This is a genomic window from Lactococcus sp. S64 (genome assembly GCF_016516525.1).
Taxonomy (GTDB): Bacteria; Bacillota; Bacilli; order Lactobacillales; family Streptococcaceae; genus Lactococcus; species Lactococcus lactis.
Map to the genome: position 1 here is coordinate 109,841 of NZ_JACVUQ010000005.1, position 20,004 is coordinate 129,844.

General features: G+C 35.0%; 15 protein-coding genes. 2 read left to right on the plus strand and 13 right to left on the minus strand.

All coding sequences use genetic code 11. The annotated features are described in order from the left end of the window. Nucleotides 1-35: 35 nt before the first annotated feature. On the plus strand, nucleotides 36-701 hold the full coding sequence (locus IAE51_RS07180; protein ID WP_085623762.1) for an A24 family peptidase: 666 nt from the start codon (nucleotides 36-38) through the stop codon (nucleotides 699-701). Here the strand turns inward: IAE51_RS07180 and dinB are convergent. The 10 genes from dinB to argS form a co-directional block, all read right to left on the minus strand. Then, nucleotides 652-1,746 carry a DNA polymerase IV gene (dinB, locus tag IAE51_RS07185; protein WP_023164600.1) on the minus strand — a complete coding sequence of 365 codons (1,095 nt, stop codon included), beginning with the start codon at nucleotides 1,744-1,746 and terminating at the stop codon, nucleotides 652-654. The genes IAE51_RS07180 and dinB overlap by 50 nt on opposite strands. Before the next feature lie 78 nt (nucleotides 1,747-1,824). Continuing rightward, complete coding sequence (locus IAE51_RS07190; RefSeq protein ID WP_010906273.1) at nucleotides 1,825-2,316, minus strand: prolyl-tRNA synthetase associated domain-containing protein; 492 nt, start codon at nucleotides 2,314-2,316, stop codon at nucleotides 1,825-1,827. A 78-nt stretch (nucleotides 2,317-2,394) separates the two neighbouring features. Continuing rightward, complete coding sequence (locus tag IAE51_RS07195) at nucleotides 2,395-3,888, minus strand: basic amino acid/polyamine antiporter (protein ID WP_015427125.1); 1,494 nt, start codon at nucleotides 3,886-3,888, stop codon at nucleotides 2,395-2,397. A 191-nt stretch (nucleotides 3,889-4,079) separates the two neighbouring features. After that, the gene (locus IAE51_RS07200) at nucleotides 4,080-5,210 is read right to left on the minus strand and encodes an aminotransferase (RefSeq protein ID WP_200095098.1); all 1,131 of its coding nucleotides are present in this window, start codon (nucleotides 5,208-5,210) and stop codon (nucleotides 4,080-4,082) included. A gap of 262 nt (nucleotides 5,211-5,472) precedes the next feature. Further along, nucleotides 5,473-6,417, minus strand: coding sequence for a carbamate kinase (arcC, locus tag IAE51_RS07205; RefSeq protein ID WP_012898533.1), 945 nt, complete (start codon nucleotides 6,415-6,417; stop codon nucleotides 5,473-5,475). 31 nt (nucleotides 6,418-6,448) lie between these two features. Beyond that, nucleotides 6,449-7,393 (minus strand): carbamate kinase, encoded by a 945-nt coding sequence (arcC, locus tag IAE51_RS07210; protein ID WP_033900764.1) that lies wholly within the window; start codon nucleotides 7,391-7,393, stop codon nucleotides 6,449-6,451. 16 nt (nucleotides 7,394-7,409) lie between these two features. Then, nucleotides 7,410-8,990 (minus strand): basic amino acid/polyamine antiporter, encoded by a 1,581-nt coding sequence (locus IAE51_RS07215; protein WP_200095114.1) that lies wholly within the window; start codon nucleotides 8,988-8,990, stop codon nucleotides 7,410-7,412. A 130-nt stretch (nucleotides 8,991-9,120) separates the two neighbouring features. Continuing rightward, complete coding sequence (argF, locus tag IAE51_RS07220) at nucleotides 9,121-10,185, minus strand: ornithine carbamoyltransferase (protein WP_004254507.1); 1,065 nt, start codon at nucleotides 10,183-10,185, stop codon at nucleotides 9,121-9,123. Nucleotides 10,186-10,368: 183 nt separating this feature from the next. Continuing rightward, nucleotides 10,369-11,601: an arginine deiminase gene (gene arcA, locus IAE51_RS07225; RefSeq protein WP_004254504.1), complete on the minus strand. Its 1,233-nt coding sequence runs from the start codon at nucleotides 11,599-11,601 to the stop codon at nucleotides 10,369-10,371. A 301-nt stretch (nucleotides 11,602-11,902) separates the two neighbouring features. Next, nucleotides 11,903-13,597: an arginine--tRNA ligase gene (gene argS / locus IAE51_RS07230; protein WP_010906279.1), complete on the minus strand. Its 1,695-nt coding sequence runs from the start codon at nucleotides 13,595-13,597 to the stop codon at nucleotides 11,903-11,905. A 67-nt stretch (nucleotides 13,598-13,664) separates the two neighbouring features. Here argS and argR point away from each other — a divergent pair, with 67 nt between their 5' ends. Further along, nucleotides 13,665-14,123, plus strand: a complete 459-nt coding sequence (gene argR / locus IAE51_RS07235) for an arginine repressor (protein ID WP_004254487.1) — start codon at nucleotides 13,665-13,667, stop codon at nucleotides 14,121-14,123. A gap of 182 nt (nucleotides 14,124-14,305) precedes the next feature. Here argR and murC read toward each other — a convergent pair whose 3' ends face one another. The 3 genes from murC to IAE51_RS07250 form a co-directional block, all read right to left on the minus strand. Beyond that, nucleotides 14,306-15,637, minus strand: a complete 1,332-nt coding sequence (murC, locus tag IAE51_RS07240) for a UDP-N-acetylmuramate--L-alanine ligase (protein WP_025016838.1) — start codon at nucleotides 15,635-15,637, stop codon at nucleotides 14,306-14,308. A gap of 202 nt (nucleotides 15,638-15,839) precedes the next feature. Next, nucleotides 15,840-16,433, minus strand: a complete 594-nt coding sequence (locus IAE51_RS07245; protein ID WP_010906281.1) for a hypothetical protein — start codon at nucleotides 16,431-16,433, stop codon at nucleotides 15,840-15,842. 215 nt (nucleotides 16,434-16,648) lie between these two features. Then, on the minus strand, nucleotides 16,649-19,753 hold the full coding sequence (locus IAE51_RS07250) for a DEAD/DEAH box helicase (protein WP_180259821.1): 3,105 nt from the start codon (nucleotides 19,751-19,753) through the stop codon (nucleotides 16,649-16,651). Between the last annotated feature and the right edge of the window lie 251 nt (nucleotides 19,754-20,004).

Sequence of the window (20,004 nt, forward strand, 5' to 3'; positions counted from 1 at the left end):
AGTTACAATTCTTCATTTATTTCGTATAGACTAGTATGGACATTTTATTTATATTTGTAATTGGAAGTATTTTTGGCTCCTTTTTTGGCTTAATAGTTGACCGTATTCCACTAAGAAAATCAATTATTTTTGGACGCTCACATTGTGATTCTTGTCAGCAACTTTTAGCCTATCGTGATCTAATTCCTATTTTTTCTCAAATAAGCTCTGGCTCACATTGCCGTTATTGTAAAAGTAAAATTCCATATTTATATGTTTTTTTGGAGTTCTCATCATCTTTAATTTTTGTTTTAGCTTGGGTAAATTATCTTAAACCTAGTCAATTTTTACTGATTATTCTTTCACTAATTTTATCTGCTTTTGATTATCGTCAGCACAGTTTTCCTTTTGTTATCTGGTTTATTTTTGCACTCAGTTTTATTTTAATATTTCCTCTTTCTCCCCTTTTCTATTTTTGGCTTATTTTAGCCGTCTTAGCTGAAAAATTCAATTTAAGAGTTGGCAGCGGTGATTTTTTATGGTTTTTTACCGCTTCATTTTCTCTAACTTTCTTAAACGAAATGCTGCTCCTTCAAATCGCTTGTTCACTTGGTATCATTTATTATCTAATCACAAAAAAACGAGTTGAAATTGCCTTCATCCCGTTTCTAACTATTGCATATCTAATGTTGCTTTTTGGGCACCAAATTCTGTCACCGTAACCCCTAAAAGCCTTACTCCTAAACTTTCATCATATTCAAGCTCTTCAAATATCTCTTGTGCTACTTCTGCAATTTCTTCTGGACTTTCTAACTTTTCTGCTAAAGATTTTCTTTTTGTCAATGTTGTAAAATCAGAATATCTCAATTTTAAAATGACAATACTTCCTTTTAATTGATGACTCTTTAATGAGTCGGAAACTTTGCCAGAAATTTTACTCAACTCTGCTTTAATATCATCCGGAAGATATAATAGTTTACCATAAGTTCGTTCTTTTCCAACTGACTTTCGCTCACGGTAATTTTTGACTTTCGAGTTATGTATTCCATTGGCCTTTTGATAAAGCTCCCAACCATAAACTCCGAATCTTTCAGCTAAATCAACTGGGTCTGCTTTTTGTAAATCTCCCCCATTAAAGAAACCTAGTGCGTGCAATTTAGGAACTGTCGCTTTTCCAACACCATGAAATTTTTCCACCGGTAATTTTGCTAAAAATTCTAATGCTTCTTCTGGCATAATTAAGGTTAAGCCATGGGGCTTTTCATAATCAGATGCAATTTTCGCTAAAAATTTATTATAAGAAACTCCTGCAGAACAGGTTAAACCTAACTCAACAAATATATCATGCTGAATCAACTTAGCAATTTTAATTGCTGATTGAGCACCGATTTTATTTTCTGTTACATCTAAATAGGCCTCATCAATTGAAGCTGCTTCAATATCATCGGTATAACGTTTAAAGATTTCACGAACTTGTTTACTTACTTTTGTGTATTTTTCATAGTTTCCTGAAATAAAAATAGCTTGTGGGCAAAGATCATAAGCTTCTTTAGCACTCATTGCCGAATGTATTCCAAAAGCACGCGCTTCATAAGAACAAGTTGAAACCACGCCACGTCCACCTGTCTGTAATGGATTTCTGGCAATAACAACCGGCTTACCTTTTAAACTCGGATTATCACGCACTTCAACAGAAGCAAAAAAGGCATCCATATCAATATGAATGATTTTTCGCGAAGTGTCATTGATGAGTGGGAAAGTTAACATATTGCTATTATACAAGAATTAGTTTTCAGACTCAATAGATTGATTACAAAAAAACTCTTAACAAGTAAGAGTTTTAATTTATAAATCAATAATTTGGTATTCATAACCCTGCGACTTCAAAATTGTAAAACAAGCATCCATCGCAAAGAAAATAGTTTTGGTATTATCATTAGGATGAAAAGTTTGAATTTGATAGTCATCTAGCATTTGTTGGTCAAAATAAATATGCATATTATTATAATGTTTACCAACAAGTCCAAAAAGAGAAACAATTCCGGAGTTTAATCCAAGCATATCTTCTAGTCGTTCTTCCGAGACAAAGTGAAGTCTCTTCACTCCAATAATTTCTCCCAAGCGATTCATATCAACCTGTTTAGCATCATCCATAATTATCATATAGAACTGGGTAGACTTTTTATTGGCTAAGATTAAAGTTTTGGAACGACAACCTTCATAATCTTTAATGTAGTTATCCGACTCCTCAGTTGAATGACTTGCTGGATGTTCTACTATATTATAAGGAATTTCAAGCTCAGCTAATAATTCCTTAACTTCTGAAAAAGTTCTCATCAATTCTCTCCTTTATTCACTTTTAGAAAAATACCGATAAAATTAATTTATATAAGACAACTTATTTTTATATTTTGTTTAGTAGCCTAGTAATCCCCGAAGATCTAAAGCTGTTCCTGATTTTGCGCCACAAATCAAGACCAGAATTGCTAAAACTCCTAGTAAGGCCACAATGAACATTCCTGCCCATTCCTTGACTGATATTGCTTGTCGACTTTCTTTTTTCGCTTTAATAAATAAAATGAAACCAATCGTATAAAGAATCATCGCCAACCAAACATATTGCCAACCTGAAAGATAAAGGGCCAGAGCTTGAAAAGCAAAGGTGAAAAATCCTATTAATATATTTTTAATTGAACCTTCTTTAATCCCAATTTTAAGAAGATAAGCTCCAACCAAAGCATAACAAATCATAATTACAGCTGTTGCCATATAAATAAAGACATTATAAGCATTGGCTACAAAATATGTAATGATAATAAAGATTTGAATCATCAGCTGAGTAATAAGCAAAGAATTACTTGGCGCATGATATTTATTCAGCTTACCAAACCAACTTGGCAATAGTTTTTGCTCTGCCAATTGTTGTGTCGCCTCAACTGGTAACATTGTCCACGAAAGCCAAGCTCCTAATAAGGAAATCATTAGTCCAATTGCCATCAGACTTCCGCCCCAGCCACCGACCATCTCGTTAAGAATATAAACTAAGCCTGGTGCTTTAACATTTGCCAAACTTGCCTGGTCCATATAACCATAAGGAAGTAATGATAAAAGGACATAAATGACAAGCAAAACTGCTAGACCAATAATTGTCGCTTTAGCTGTATCCGATTTTTTCTTTGCCCGATTTCCCATCATCGCTGCGCCTTCAATCCCGACAAATACCCAGACCATGACCATCAGCGAGCCTTTAATTTGATCAAGGAGTCCACCAGCAGTCATCGCATGCCAAACTAGGCTTTTGACTGACCCATCCGCAGCTAGATTGCTTGTGAAAGTTTGCCAAAAATGTTGAGTGAATACATCAGCTTTAAATAGGATAATCCCTGTGATTGAAAATACAACTAAAGGAATGAGCTTTGCAATCATAACAACCGCATTTACAAGGGCGGCAGTTTCTACTCCTCGGTCAACTAGAAACATTAATATCCATGAGATTATTGAAACAATAATTACTGATAAAACAGTCAACGAACCATTGGAATTAGCAAATTTGCCAGGGAAGAAATAGTCAGCAGATGTCATCATTAAAACTGCAAAACCAATTGTTCCAGTCCAAGCTGAAATCCAGTAACCCCATCCTGATAGAAAACCGATAAAGTCTCCAAACCCTTCTCGAGCATAGTCAGAGACTCCCGAAAGTTTGGGTCTAATTGTAATCAGTCGATTAAAACTCAAGACAAGCATGAAAATCCCAAAACCAATAAAGAGCCATGAAATCATGACTCCACCGGGTGTTGAACCATTGGCGAGGTCATTAGCAAGATTGAAGACTCCACCTCCAATTGCTCCAGAAATAATAATTGCTAATAGTGCAAAAAGGCTAATCCCTTTTGTTTTCTTGTTTTCCATTTACTCACTTTCTACTATTTAATCATAAATTTCCTATAATTAAATTTGTATAATATCATTTATAAATATAAAAGAGTCTCTTGAATATAGAGACTATTTTATATTCTTCAATTATAATTATACTATCAGTTCTTTATTATACACTTTTTATACACTTTAGTAAAACAGAAATGTATTTTATAAAGAATATATCAAACCTGATATTCTCTCAAAAATTCAGATAAGAGTTTAAGGCCTTGACGTAAGGTTGTTTCATCTGTACAATACCCAATCCTAGCATAGCCTGGTAAATCAAAACGATTTCCAGGAATAATTAGGACACCTTTTTCACGAAGAAGTTGGATTGCAAAATCTTCAGTTTTTGTCGGATCAAGTTCTTCAAATTTAACAAAACTTACAGAGACTGCATTGGGATAAACCATTGAGACTAAAGGTTCATTTTCCACCCATTCTTTCAAAATTGATAAATTACCTTTGACAATTTTACGAGCTCGTTCAAGTACTTTATCTTTATGTTTCAATACTAAAGCCGCTACGGCGTCATCAAATACTCCGGTACAAATCAAGGTATAATCCCGAATTTTTCTAAATTCATTACAAAGGTCACGGTCTTGAGTGGCTACCCAACCCACACGAATTCCTGGTACAGAGTAAGTTTTAGAAATAGAGTTAGTTGATATTCCTTTTTCGTATAAATCAGCAATAGGTGAATAAGGCGTTTCTTCATCTAGTGGAAGATAAACTTCATCACAAAGAATATAAGCATCAACACTGCGTGCAATTTCAACCACTTCTGACAAAAATTTAGGACTCATGATTGCTCCAGTGGGTTGGGCCGCATTGTTTAAACAAATAAGTTTTGTATTACTTTTAACTAAACGACGTAATTCTTCAATTTGTGGCAACCAATTATTTTCTTCTTTGATATACCAATAATCAACTTGGGCACCTAATGTTTTAGGCCAATCATACAGTTGTTGATAAGAAGGATATTGAGCAATCACATGATCGCCTTGACCAATTAATCCTAAAATTGTAAGGAAATTTGCTCCGGTAGCTCCATTTGTAGATAAAATATTATCCTCTGGCACTCTTTTATAAAGTTTTGCCACTTCTGATTTAAAGGCTGGTGAACCCTCAATCCAACCATAACTGAATTTTTCTTTCATCATCTGTGACATAAAAGCTTCGCCATTATCTTCTTCAAAGGCCAAAACTTCTTCCAAAGATAACGAATCAATGGTTGACTGAGCAATATCAATCGTTGCAGATTTTTCCCAAACATTGAGCCAGTCTTCACAACCAAATTGTACAAGTTCCATAAGTTTTATTTGCAAATTTAAATATTTTTTTAAAAAAAATCATTTAAATTTGTCTTCCTCTCTTTATTTTTTTACTGACAGATTTAGTAATCATTTACCTTAATATTTATCGCCGATACTTACATCTTGTCAGTAACTTTATCAATATAAATCGTTTACATGTTAATTGTACAATAATTATTGATAAAATATCGGAAAGTTTATCGATTTTTAGACTACATTTATAAAAAAATGCTACATCAAAAATGTAGCATTTTTATCTTTAAGGAATAATCTTTGTTCCTGAATCATTGTTGAGGAAGTCTTCAAGATTTTCCAAAGAAGTAATTGTTGCAGGACGACCGGTACGAGCAACAAATTCCATTGCTGCTTCGACTTTCGGAAGCATTGAACCTGCAGCAAATTGACCTTCTTCAATATAAGCTTTCATTTCTGCCATTGTTACTGTTTCTAGTTTTTTCTGATTAGGTTTATTGAAATTAACAAAAACATTATCTACCGCAGTCAAAATCAAAAGGTTATCTGCTTCAACAAGTTCAGCTACTTTCGCTGCTGAAAAGTCTTTATCAATAACAGCTTCAACCCCTTCATAACCATCCTTAGTTTCAATGACAGGAATTCCACCACCACCAGATACAGTCACCAAAACACTTGATGAGATTAGTGGCTTAATCGCTTCGGCTTCAACGATACGTGTTGGTTTAGGACTTGGAACTACTCTTCGATAGCCGCGGCCAGAATCTTCAACAAATACCCAGTCGGGGTATTGAGCTTTCATTTCTGCCAATCCTTTTTCATCGTAGAATGGACCAATTGGTTTAGTAGGTTTTTCAAAGGCTTGGTCATCTTTATCAACAACTGTACGAGTCACTACAGAGATGACTGGAACACGTTCCATATTATTTTTTATCAAAGCTCTCGTAAAAGCTTGCCCCATCCAGAAACCAATTTGTCCTTGAGTCATTGCAACAGCTGTATCAATTGGCATAGCTGGATTTTTAGGACTATCCGCCGCTAATTGTTGCAATAAAAGATTTCCGACTTGTGGTCCGTTACCATGAGTGACAACCATTTCCACATCATTATTTCTAATAAGAGGAATTAATTGTTCTGCTGTTGTTTCAAGTGCTTTTTCTTGCGCTTTTGCTGTTGGGTCATCTGTTAAAATAGCGTTACCACCTAGGGCTACGACCATACGTCTTACCATGAAATTATTTCTCCTCTATTTTTTTTCTTATTTAAGGAACAATTCTTGTTCCACTACCAGATTTGACAAAATTTTCAACATTGTCAAGGCTAGTAATTGTAGCAGTCTTACCTGTTCGTTCAACAAAACTAACAGCTGCTTCGACTTTTGGTCCCATTGAACCTTTTGCAAAGCGTTCTTCGTCAACATATTTGCGCATTTCAGAAACTTTGACTGTTTCCAAATGAACTTGGTTTTCTTTCCCATAGTTCAAATATACGTCACCACCGCTTGTTAAAATCAAAAGCTCGTCTGCTCCAACCATCTCAGCCAGTTTAGCTGCAGAGAAATCTTTATCAATTACGGCTTCAACACCTTGATAACCATTACCATCTTTAATGACGGGAATTCCACCACCGCCAGAAGCAATCAATAGACTACCAGATTCTAAGATTGGTCCAAAAGCTTTGGCTTCAATAATTTCAAGTGGTTTAGGACTTGGAACAACTCGGCGATATCCGCGACCAGCGTCTTCCATTAATTCCCAATCAGGAAATTGCTTCTTAATTTCTGGCAATTGTTCTTCTGTGTAAAAAGGACCAATTGGTTTACTAGCATTTTTAAAAGCTGGATCATTTTCATCAACCAATGTTTGAGTCACTGCTGAAATAACTGGATAACGCTCCAAGCCATTATTTGCCATTGCTCTTGTAAATGCTTGAACGGTCCAAAAACCAATCTCACCTTGGGTCATTGCTCCAACTGTATCCAATGGCATAGCTGGATTTTTTTCACTATCTGAACCTAGTTGTTGTAAAAGTAAGTTTCCAACCTGTGGTCCATTTCCATGAGTCACAACCATTTGCCGGTCATTATCTTTAATTAATGGCATCAATTGTTCAGCTGTAACTTCAAGTGCTTCTTTTTGAGCCTTCGCTGATGGGTCTTTCGACAGAATAGCATTCCCACCAAGGGCTACAACAATACGTTTTACCATTTCTGTACCCCTTCGCTTAATTTTTTATTTCTTTTTTGTTAATATCGTTACGAACGACAAAGTAAACAATAAATGTCACTACAATCAGTGGAACAACAGCAACAAGTAATGTATTACCATCAATTCCAAGTGCATCTTGCAAGCCAAGCCAGTTTCCATATACTCCAAAAACAGCAAGGATTCCTAAAACTGTTAAAACAAAAGTTGCAATTAATTCTGCTGTGGACATTTTAGTGCCATATTCTTTTTTGCCCAAAGCATAAAGAATGAAACCAACAGCATAGAGAATTAATGAAAGCCAAACAAATTGCCAACCTGAATAGTACAATGCTAAAATTTGGAAAGCAGCTGCGATGAAACCAATAATAATGTTACTTGTTTTCTTTTCTTGAATCCCTAATTTAAAGAGGTATAAACCAACTAAGGCGTAACAAATCATGATAACAGCAGTACAAAGGTAAACAAAAACATTGTAAGCATCAGCTACAAAATAAGTAACAATCAAGAAGATTTGAACTATTAATTGTGTCAACAAAAGTGAGTTTTTAGGTGCACCTTTGTCATTAAGTTTACCAAACCAACTAGGAAGTAATTTTTGTTCTGACAATTGTTGTGTTGCCTCAACTGGAAGCATTGTCCATGATAACCAAGCACCAAGAAGTGAAATCACCAGACCAATGGCCATTAGTGAGCCACCCCAACCACCAACCATGGCGTTCAAAATATGAACTAAACCAGGTTGTCCTGTGTTTGCTAACTCTTGTTGACTCATAAAACCAAATGGTAATAATGAGAGCAAGATATAAATTACTAACAAGGCAATCAAACCAAGAATTGAAGCTTTACCGGCATCTGATTTACGTTTTGCACGGTCACCCATCATAGCAGCACCTTCAATACCGACAAAGACCCAAATCATAACCATAAGTGAACCTTTGACTTGACTGAATAAATCTCCGCCAGTCATATTTGACCAAGTTAAACTCTTGATGACACCATCAGCATTTGTATTCGCAACGAAATTTTGCCAGAAGTGAGCGCTGAATACTCCAGCTTTAAATGTTACTATTCCAGCAATTACAAAAACAAACAAGGGAATCAATTTTGCAACGAGGACAATTGCATTAATAGCAGCAGCACCTTCAACACCTCGCATAACGAGTAAGGTCAATCCCCACGAAACAATTGAAACAACAATTACTGACAGAATGGTCAAAGAACCATTCTTAGCTTGAAATACGCCGGGGAAGAAATAGTCAACGGAAGTCATCATCAAAACAGCAAAGGCAATGTTACCTGCCCAGGCAGATAACCAATAACCCCAGCCTGAGATGAAACCAACCATATTACCAAAACCAGCACGTGCATAATCTGATACACCTGAAAGTTCAGGTTTATTTACCACCAAATGATTTAGTGATAAAACCAACATTAAAATACCAAAACCAATAACGATCCATGAAATGATAACACCACCAGGTGATGCATTTGTTGCTAAATCGTTAGAGAGATTGAATACCCCACCACCAATTGCTCCAGAAACAATAATCGCAACTAAAGCAGCAAGGCCAATTCCTTTTTTATTTTCTGCGTCCATATCAATCCTTTCAGTGATTTCAACCGCCAAAACAGTCTAATTTTATCTTAGACTGCTTTCAACGACTTAAATCAAAATCTATCAGTTTACTGACAGCTCTGTCAGTAAACTGACAAATTATCTATTTTAATTATTTAAAATCTTCAGGAACTGCTGGGATAAATAAATTACCCAAAGTTGCAGCCATGATTGCTTTGATAGAGTGCATACGATTTTCTGCTTCTTCAAATTGGCGAGCATATTTAGAACGGAATACTTCGTCAGTCACTTCCATTTCTGTCAAACCATATTTTTCTTTGATTTCTTTACCATATTCAGTTTCAGTATCATGGAATGCTGGTAAGCAGTGCATAAAGATCAATTGACCATTGTCAGCATTTCCAGTCATTTTAAGCATATCCATTGTGATACGATATGGAGTCAAAAGTTTAACACGTTCTTCCCAGTTAGATTCTCCCATTGATACCCAAACGTCTGAGTAAATAATGTTTGCGCCTTTAACACCTTCTTCAATATTTGAAGTTGCAAGGGGTTTAGCACCTGATTTTTCAGCAAATTTATTTGCAATATCCATAACTTCTTTAGTAGGATGAAGTGAATCTGGAGCAACAATATGAACATTCACACCAAGCATAGAACCAGTTACGATAAGTGAGTTTGCCATGTTGTTACGACCATCGCCTACGTAGACTAATGTCAAACCTTTAAGATGTCCAAAGTTTTCTTTAACAGTCATAAAGTCTGCAATCATTTGTGTTGGATGCCAATCATCTGTCAAACCATTCCAAACTGGAACACCAGAGTATTTTGCCAAATCTTCAACTTCTTTTTGAGAAAATCCACGACGTTCGATAGCATCAAACATTGAACCAAGCACGCGAGCTGTATCTTCTGTTGATTCTTTAATTCCCAATTGAATATCGTTAGCTCCAAGGTATTCTGGATGAGCCCCAAGGTCAATTGCAGCAGTCGTAAAGGCAGCACGTGTACGAGTTGAAGTTTTTGCAAAGAGCAAGGCAATATTTTTACCTTCAAGGTAGTGGTGAGGAATATTTTGTTGTTTCAATGCTTTCAAATGAAGACCAAAATCAACAAGGTAGTTAATTTCAGCTGGTGTGAAATCTTTTTCAGCAAGTAAGCTGCGACCTTGGAATACTGAGTTTACTTCTGCTTTTGTAATAAGTGGTGATGTCATTATTTTTTCTTCCTTTTTCTATTTTTATTATATTTAATGAATTTTTTAAATTACATTAATAAGCTAGTGATTCACTCTTTCCTAAATAATTTAATTATCAAGCGAATCTACGAAATTATAAGTTTAAAGTTTCTCTTCCTAAGCTATCAATGAACTTACGAAGATATTTTTAAATCTTTAAGATTACAAATCTTCACGCCAAAGTGGTTGTGACATACAACGTGCACCACCACGGCCACGACCAAGTTCGCTTGAAAGAATTTCATGAACTTTGATTCCATGTTCTTTCAATAACTCAACAGTTACATAGTTACGGTCGTAAGTAACGATTTCGCCGGGTGCGATAGCAAGTGTATTTGAACCATCATTCCATTGTTCGCGAGGAGCTGCAATTGGATCACCTGCACCACATTCAATTAAGTCAAGTTCTGAAAGATTCAAGACTTTCTTGAGTGCTGCTTTAAGGTCAGTCAAATGTTCAATTTCAACTTCGTCATCTTTACCAGGGCGAAGAATGAAGACATTGATATTACCAGCACCATCCATAATTCCTGGGAAGACAGTAAATTGATCATGGTTAATCATTGTAAATACTGTATCCAAATGCATCATTGCATGGTTATGAGGAATTTCAACCGCAAGTACAGTGTCAAATGTTGAAAGAGGGTTTGCAAACAACTCTTTAGCAAGATTTTGAATTGTTTTAGATGAAGTACGTTCTGAAACCCCGATAGCTACTGTTGTCTTGTTAAGAATTAATTCATCACCCCCTTCGATACGAGTGGTATGGTTACGATCACGCCAGATTGGAGTATCTTTGAAACGTGGGTGATTAGCCATAACATACTCTGTAATCAAGCTTTCAGGTTGACGAGCTGGGAAGGTCATTTTATTAATGGTCATTCCGACACCCATTGAAGCTTGTGGGTCACGTGTGAAGTAGGCATTTGGTAATGGATTGAGGTAGAAATAATTTTCTGCATCAGATCCTGCCATATCGCTAAGTGCTGTACGTTTGATATCCAATTCATTTTTACGAACGCCAGCATAGATTTTTTCGACCATATCTTTTGTTGACATTGAAGTCAAATATTCAGTCAAACCATCATATGTGCGTCCTGGACGGTAACCCGCTTCGTGTAATAAGTGACTTAAGAATTCTTCTTTTGTTTCAGATGATTTTTCAAAAACTTCTGTTGCAAGATTTTCGATATAAACAGTTTCTGCACCATTATCACGCAAAGTTTGAGCAAAGAAATCATGCTCTTTTTGAGCAATTTTGAGATATGGAATATCATCAAATAAAAGTTGTTTCATTGTGTCTGGGGTAATATTTTCAACTTCCGCACCTGGGCGGTGGAGGAGGACTGATTTTAATTTCCCAATTTCTGAGTTAACATTAATTCCATTGTTCATTTTGGAGTATCCTTTCTGATTTCGATTCGGTATTATTGGAATCGTTTACAAGGAAATTATACATCTATGCATATTTTTTGTCAAGCACTTATGCTACACTTTACAAAGGTTTATTCATTTATACATGTTTTTTTATATTCTGACAATTTCACGTTTATTCATTTCTTTTGTTATCATGCGATTCTTAGGCTTTTATTAAAAAAGCTTATTTTACAAAAGTATTTTAAAAAGGCAACAAAAAAATCTCTTATCCTAAAGAATTAAATCTTTTTGATAAGAGATTAAGTGAAAAATTTATTTTTTACATATTTTCAGGTGCAGCAACCCCAAGAAGACGCAATGCTTCTTTCAAGACGATTGAAGTAGCGCTAATCAAAGCCAAACGGCCATCCAATTGAGCATCATCTTCTAAAATGCGAACATGAGCATAATATTTGTTAAAAGCTTGCGCAAGCGAAATTGCATATTTAGCAATAACAGATGGTTCATAATTATCTGCAGCACGTTTAACAACATTTGGGAATTCTTTTAATGCTTTAACAATTTCCCAAGCTTCAGCGTCAGAAACTGCGAGAGAAATATTATTAATATCTACCTTACGGTTTGCTTTACGTAAAATTGATTGAATACGAGCATGTGCATATTGAACATAAGGGCCTGTTTCCCCTTCAAATGAAACCATTTCGTCCAAGTCAAAGTCATAACCGTTATTTCTATCAGTTTTTAAGTCATAAAATTTAACAGCACCAACCCCAACTTGTTTGGCAACTTCTTCTTTATTTTCCAAATTAGGATTTTTGGCTTCAATTTGTTTTTCAGCACGATCAACTGCTTCGTCAAGTGCCATTTCCAATTTCACGACATGCCCTTTACGAGTTGAGAATTTTTTCCCACCTTGAGTTACCATACCAAATGGAACGTGCACCATATCGTCAGACCAATCATAACCAGCTTCTTTCAAAACTGCTTTTAATTGTTTAAAGTGATTGGTTTGTTCGCCACCAACAACATAAAGAGATTTCACGAAATTGAAAGTTTTTTTACGGTAAGCTGCTGTTGCAAGGTCACGTGTAATATAGAGTGTTGCACCATCTGTTTTCTTAATCAAAGCTGGATTGAGGTTATATTTTTCAAGGTCAACAATCAAAGCACCTTTTGATTCGTGTAAAAGATTTTTACTTTCTAAATCTTCAACAATGGCGTCCATTTTATCACTATAGAAACTTTCACCCATGAAGTGGTCAAAACTTACACCAAGTTTTCCGTAAATACGGTTAAATTCAATCAAAGAAACATCTGAGAACCATTTCCAAATGCGAAGTGCTTCCTCATCGCCTTGTTCCATTTTAAGGAACCATTGACGTCCTTCTTCATCGACTTCTGGATCTTCTTTAGCTTCAGCATTGATTTTGACATAAAGTTTCAAGAGTTCATCAATCGGATTAGCTGTAATTGTAGCTTCATCACCATATTTCTTGTAAGCTGTAATCAAAAGACCAAATTGTTTACCCCAGTCGCCCAAGTGATTGATTTTGATTGGCTGATAACCCAATTTTTCATAAATTTTGGCGATTGAATCCCCGATAACAGTTGAACGTAAATGCCCAATTGAAAAAGGTTTAGCAATATTTGGCGCAGACATGTCAATCGGAACATTTCCTCCTTGACCAATATTTGCATCACCGTAATGTTCACCTTCAGTCAAGACTTCTCGAATTACTTCTGAGGCAGTTGCATTTTTATCAAGGAAAAAGTTAACATATGGTCCTACTGCGATAACTTTCTCAAAGCCTTTTGTATCTATCTTCTCAGCAATTTCTCCAGCAATGATTTGTGGAGATTTTCGGAGAGTTTTGGCCAATTGAAAAGCTGGGAATGCTAAATCTCCTAAATCTGACGATTTAGGTTTTTCGATAATAGCCGCGATTTGTTCTACTCCAAGAACACCATCGATTGCAGCAGACAGTGCTTGGCTTACTAATTGTTTTTCATCCATTCATTAATTATACAGAAAAAACACTAATTTTGTCAATATATAGTCCATTATATGGTATAATTATGCTATGAAAAGAGATAAAAGATTAGAAATTATTAAAGAAATTGTGACAAATAATAAAATATCGACTCAAGAAGAGCTTCAATCTCTATTATTAGAACGCGGTGTAGAGGTAACACAAGCTACTTTATCAAGAGATATCAGAAAATTAAATATTATAAAAAAACGAGATAAAGGAGAGAGTTTTTACTCATTTTTGACTTCTGGCAATTCCAAAATTAATTCTGATTTGCAGTTGTATTTTTATAATTTTGTTATTTCAGCAAAATCTGTCGGAGCTTTAGTGGTTATTCGGACAAAATTGGGTGAGGCCGATGTGTTGGCGAATGCTTTAGATGACGAACGTGATAGTCGGACAGATATTTTAGGTACAATTGCCGGAGCAGATACTCTGCTCGTTATTTGTGCGTCCGAAAAAGCGGCAAATATTCTTACTGCGGAAATAAAGTATATTTTATTAGGATAATTTTTAAACAAATTAAGGTTCGTTTAAGCGTTTACATTTATACTCATATTACTCCCTAAATAATTTCTTCATAAACCCCTTTGATTCAAGTCGCACTCCCGTGACTTGAATTTTTTTTACTAACAAAAATTGAATAAAACAAAAAAAAGTACTGACCAAAAAGCTGTCAGTACTTTTTTATTTTATTGTAAGTTAGTTGAGACTTGGCTAAGTAACTTTTCAAAAGCAAGTTCATATTTTTGAATATTTCCTGCTCCCATAAAGACGTAAACCCCACGGTCATGATCCAACAATGGCGAAACATTGTCAAGATCAATTACTTTGGCTGGTTTACGAACTTTGTCAGCTAAATCTTGTGCCGTAATTTCATGATGGTCTACTTCACGTGCTGAACCGTAAATTTGAGCAAGGTAAACGGTATCCGCATGGTCAAGCACCTCTGCAAATTCGTCAGCAAATGCAATTGTTCTAGTAAAAGTATGAGGTTGGAAAACGGCAACGATTTCACGATCAGGATATTTTTGACGTGCAGCATCCAATGTTGCTTCGATTTCAGTTGGATGATGAGCAAAATCATCAATAATGACTGTCTCACCTACTTTTTTCTCAGTGAAACGACGTTTCACTCCACGGAAAGTCAATAAGTGGTCTGCAACTTCCGTCATATCCAACCCAAGATTATGACAAACGGCTACAACTGACAAGGCATTCAATACATTGTGTTTACCATAAGCTGGAACGACAAAATGACCAATTTTTTCACCGCGGAAATAAGCATCAAAAGATGAGCCACGTGTACTTCTGACCAAATTTTCGGCACGATAATCGTCATTAGCCTCAAAACCATAATAGTAAATAGGTGCTTTGGCAGTCAATTTACGTAAGTTAACATCTTCCCCGTAAGCAAAAATACCTTTTTTAATATTATTTGCATAATCTTGGAAAGCTGAGGTGACATCTTCAATTCCTTCAAAGTAGTCAGGATGGTCAAAGTCAATATTTGTCATAATTGTATATTCAGGATGATAAGGCATGAAATGACGTTCATATTCATCAGATTCAAAGACAAAATATTCACTTCCCTCAATCCCACGACCAGTTCCGTCACCAATCAAGTAAGAAGTGTCCACGATATTAGACATCACGTGAGCTAACATTCCAGTTGTTGAAGTTTTACCATGTGCACCTGCAACCCCAATGCTAGTAAAATCTTCCATGAAATGTCCCAAAAATTCATGATAACGTTTGAATGGAAATCCATTTTTATGGGCAAATGCAATTTCAACATTGTTATCATCGCGAAAAGCATTTCCAGCAATCAATTCAAATTCGGGCTTAATATTTTTTTCGTCAAAAGGCAAAAGTGGTACGTTAGCTTGTTCAAGACCACGTTGTGTGAAAAAGTAATCTGTTGAGTCCGAACCTTGAACTTTCTTTCCCATTTGATGTAACATTAGCGCAAGTGCACTCATGCCTGAACCTTTAATACCGGTAAAATGATATGTTTTTTCCATGATAAAATTTTCTGTCAGTAATTCTATTTCTTTATCAATCACTGACAGAAATTTCCCTTCTTTTCTTACAATTATTTTTTTATTTACTTAAATTTTTATGAGCTCAAAGACACACAAAATAACTGACAAGTGATATCTCCAAAGTAAATTTTACCATAATAAAATTTAACTTCTCTGTCAGTTTTTCATTTAAATTTGAAAATTAAACGATTCCACGGTCAAAGATATTTTTCCGCTTATTTTCAAAATAACTTCCTTTTTGTGTGTCATTAGCAGCGGCTCCATGTGGAACTGCCTTCTTCATTCCGCCTTTAGCGACTGCATCAGAAACGTTCATTCCTTGATTTTTCATATCCCGAATTGGGTTATCATTAGCTGAAGGTCGCTTATTCAAAATTGCTGATGTTGAACGACGAACTGTGATATCCTCCTTGTCCCGCTCCAATGGTGAAACATATTGTTTAGGAGGCTTTGGAAGTGTTGCTGCTGCCCGTTTTGCCCGTTCTTTTGACTCGTCAACGCTAGTTTTCTTAGGCATTTTATCATAGGAACTTACGCCGTCATGATTAGAGTTTAGCGGACGATGCTGTGTGCTAAAGCTTGTTTTAGCTTTATAAGGTTTGAAACTCTCAGGTCTCTTGGCATCAGTTTTTGGCTTATTATTTTCAATTGAAGCTTCATCCTGAAGGCTGGGATTTCTTGTCAGCAACTGCTGGTTAGTAAAAATTACCCGAGTATCTTTTTGAAGTGCTTCGTCATCACCAATAACTGGAAATACCACTCTTCTTTCTACCATGTTTTGCCCTACTTTTTTATAGTTTGTTTAATCTATTAATTACACTTTAATTCTTTATGAAGATGATGAAAGTTTATCAAAGAACATTGAAAACTCTTGTCTTTCCTAGCTTTTATAGAATTTTTCTTCTACTAGATAAAATATCAAAACAAGATTTAGATTCTAAGATAACCGTTTCAATATCCATTATAGCTTAATTTCTAAGTTTTTTAAAGCTATACTCCAAGAATTTCACGAATTTCTGCTTCACTAAGGACTTTATCCACTGTATCGCCTTCTAAAACATTAGCAATTAAATCCTTTTTACGCTCTTGGATTTCCATAATTTTTTCTTCAATTGTACCTTTGGTAATCAAGCGAATGACTTCTACCGTATTTTTTTGTCCCATCCGATGGGCACGCGCAATAGCCTGTTCTTCAACAGCTGGGTTCCACCACAAATCAACCAAAATGACGACATCAGCACTGGTTAAATTAAGCCCAACCCCACCAGCTTTTAGTGAAACTAAGAAAGCATCACGACTACCAGCATTGAAGGCTTGAACCATTGAAAGTCGATCTTTAATTGGAGTAGAACCAGTCAGTTTATAAGCGGTCATTTCTTGTTCTTCCATCAATTTTTCAATATGTGGAAAAACTTTTGTAAATTGAGAGAAAATCAAAGGACGATGGCCTGAATCTTTAATTTGCGCCAATAATTCTCGTAAACGTTCAAGTTTCCCAGAACTTCCTTTATAGTCATCCATAAATAATGCTGGTGTATTACAAATTTGTCTAAGTCGTGTAATTCCTGCCAGAATTTCAATTCTTGAACGTGATAAAGCCGCACTATCCATTTCTAAAACTTGTTTTTGCATCAATTCGAGTTGTGCTAAATAGATTACTTTTTGATCATCAGCTAATTGGTTATAGACCGTAATTTCCATTTTTTCTGGAAGTTCTTCAAGCACATCTTCTTTTTTACGACGCATAATGAAAGGTTGAATCAATCTTGAGATAACAGATGGTTCCATCTTATTGAATTTTTCACGTTTTGGTAAAAAGCCTGGCATCACCACTTGGAAAATGGCCCAAATTTCTTCAATTCGATTTTCTAGTGGTGTTCCTGAAAGGGCAAAGGTATGTTCAACATTCAGAGCAGATAGTGATTTATTGGTTTTACTACTATAATTTTTGACAACTTGAGCTTCATCCAAAAGTAAGTAATTCAATTTTTTATCCTGATAGTCTTCAAAATCTTTCAAGAAGCTACCATAACTTGTGATATATATTTGATGTTTTTCTTGAATTTCTTTACTTCGCTCGGCTTTTGTCCCGTCAATAACAGCAAAATCAATCTCATCAGTAAATTTTTCAAATTCACTTGCCCAGTTATAAGTAAGACTAGCTGGTGCGGTAATTAGAACACTCTCATCTTTTTTCAGATTAGAAAGAATAAAAGTAATCGCTTGAACCGTTTTACCTAATCCCATGTCATCAGCAAGAATTCCTCCCAAATTATAATGAGAGAGCATACTCATCCAGCGAACACCCGTTTCCTGATAAGAACGCAAGGAAGCCTTAATATGTTCTGGTTTCTCGTAAGGAAACTCTTCAGGATGCGTCAAGTGTTGATAGAGTGATTTAAATTTTTCAGAGAAGGAAGTTCCACCAATATTTTCAAATATTTTAGAAATTTGGAAACTTCGATTAATATTAACATGTAAACTGCTTCCTTGAATAACAAATTGGTCGTCAAGTTCGTTTAATGCAGCTTTCAAGCGGTCAAATTTTTCATTAAAATGATAAAATTTCCCACTTTCACTGATATAAAATTCAGCATTTTCTTGTAATTTTGCAATAACATTTGCAAATTCACCATCTTCAACCTGAGGAATATCAAAGGAAATATCTAAGAGTCCTCCCTGACTATCAATATGAATTTCAGGAACTTCATCCATTCTCATATTTCTTAAAGTTGGCGATAGTTCAATCTGACCAAGTTTTTGAAAAGCAGGTAAGATTTTCAAAAAGAAATTCTCTGATAAATTTTCTGGAATATTTAATGACGAATTAAAAGCCTTAGCAAACTGCAAACGTTCCATCAGTGCAAAAATCTTTTGCTCTTTACGCAAATCTCTTGAAAATTCTAGGGTTTCTAAATCGTGGAAACTATCTATTGAGAAACTTCCATAATCAAAAGTCATTGCCAAACTAATGGTCTGATCTTCCAACAAATCAAAAGTAAATTTAGCATCAAAAGGTCTGACAACAAAATGGTCTGGCGCTTCAATCTCTCCCAAAGTTGATAATTGTTGAAGAGCCTGAGCTAATTTATCCTTATCAGCATATGAAAATTTAATTTGTGATTTTTTAGCAAATTGCTTATCTAAAACAAGGAGCAGACGCCGTTGTTCTTGATTGAGTTTATAAAATACATTATTGGCATAAAGAAGTGAATAATCATAAAAATTATGATAATCCTCACTGTAGAGTTTCAACTCGATATAATCTTGCTGACTTTCAACCTTAAATTTAAAAATCTCCGAATCATTATCAAGGGCTATAAATGTAAAATAATTGACCGTTCTACCTGTAATCTGAAGTTGATAATTCTCTAAAGCTGAAACTAAGTCCATTGCTTCTTCAAGGAATAAAAATGGAATATTAAGATAACGCCCATTTTTAATATATAAGGATTTGGTAAGTGCTTCATCGGATTTACTATCAATTTTTAAAAGAAAAGTTAAAAATTCTTGACTTGCTTCATCAAAATTATCAAAAAAGAGGTCAATATAGTGTAGAGAACCCAAAGAATACTGACTATAATTTTTTAAAGCACGTAGAAAATAAGGAATATCTTTAATAACGTATGAGCGGCCCAAATTTTTACTTCTTAATTTTAAATCAAAATACAAAAAATAATCCATTGAAAAATAATCATAAAGCTGACTATTATCCTCAATTTGAACTTCGATAGAATATTGGTCTGTATTGAAATTTAATTGTGTCTCACCATTTACAGCATCTAAAAAAGCAACATTTTCACCAAAAAGCGCTCGTTCAGCTCCTTTGATTTCTTTATCTTTTGTTTCCTGACTTCCTTTATCTTGATTTTTTAGATACTCTTCTATCGCTGCAATGTGTTTGCAATAGCGGTGGTTTTGTTGAAAGACTGCACAAGTGCAACTATCTTGCGCGCCATCTAGGTCATAACTTACCTCTTCACCATCAATTTCTGCTGTTAGTTTAAAATCAGTTTCAATTGGGTCATTTAAGAAGCCTTTCGCATAGAGGGCGATTCCCTCACTTCGCACTCGTGCCGGCATCATTCTACTCATATTTTTATATTTTTCCTCGAATCAATTATTTCAAAATTTTGCGTATATTATACCATAATTACCATTTTTTTGCTAGAGTTTTCCTCTTTCTTATCAATTTTTTCAATAAGAGCTGTTTTAGTAAAGAATATCCTCCTCTTTTTACTACTTATTCGGTGTCATGGTTTTGACTAATAATCTTATTATAACAAATATTAAAAATACCGACTAGCTGTCAGTATTTTTTAATCATCATTATTTACAAATATATT

Bases quoted from the DNA above. Each gene is read 5' to 3' on its own strand.
- IAE51_RS07180 (WP_085623762.1), top strand. From the start codon at position 36: ATGGACATTTTATTTATATTTGTAATTGGAAGTATTTTTGGCTCCTTT.
- arcA (WP_004254504.1), bottom strand. From the start codon at position 11,601: ATGAACAATGGAATTAATGTTAACTCAGAAATTGGGAAATTAAAATCA.
- argR (WP_004254487.1), top strand. From the start codon at position 13,665: ATGAAAAGAGATAAAAGATTAGAAATTATTAAAGAAATTGTGACAAAT.
- murC (WP_025016838.1), bottom strand. From the start codon at position 15,637: ATGGAAAAAACATATCATTTTACCGGTATTAAAGGTTCAGGCATGAGT.
- dinB (WP_023164600.1), bottom strand. From the start codon at position 1,746: ATGTTAACTTTCCCACTCATCAATGACACTTCGCGAAAAATCATTCAT.
- IAE51_RS07215 (WP_200095114.1), bottom strand. From the start codon at position 8,990: ATGGACGCAGAAAATAAAAAAGGAATTGGCCTTGCTGCTTTAGTTGCG.
- argS (WP_010906279.1), bottom strand. From the start codon at position 13,597: ATGGATGAAAAACAATTAGTAAGCCAAGCACTGTCTGCTGCAATCGAT.
- IAE51_RS07195 (WP_015427125.1), bottom strand. From the start codon at position 3,888: ATGGAAAACAAGAAAACAAAAGGGATTAGCCTTTTTGCACTATTAGCA.
- arcC (WP_033900764.1), bottom strand. From the start codon at position 7,393: ATGGTAAAACGTATTGTTGTAGCCCTTGGTGGGAATGCTATTCTGTCG.
- argF (WP_004254507.1), bottom strand. From the start codon at position 10,185: ATGACATCACCACTTATTACAAAAGCAGAAGTAAACTCAGTATTCCAA.
- arcC (WP_012898533.1), bottom strand. From the start codon at position 6,417: ATGGTAAGACGTATGGTCGTAGCCCTAGGTGGTAACGCTATTTTAACA.
- IAE51_RS07250 (WP_180259821.1), bottom strand. From the start codon at position 19,753: ATGAGTAGAATGATGCCGGCACGAGTGCGAAGTGAGGGAATCGCCCTC.
- IAE51_RS07200 (WP_200095098.1), bottom strand. From the start codon at position 5,210: ATGGAACTTGTACAATTTGGTTGTGAAGACTGGCTCAATGTTTGGGAA.
- IAE51_RS07245 (WP_010906281.1), bottom strand. From the start codon at position 16,433: ATGGTAGAAAGAAGAGTGGTATTTCCAGTTATTGGTGATGACGAAGCA.
- IAE51_RS07190 (WP_010906273.1), bottom strand. From the start codon at position 2,316: ATGAGAACTTTTTCAGAAGTTAAGGAATTATTAGCTGAGCTTGAAATT.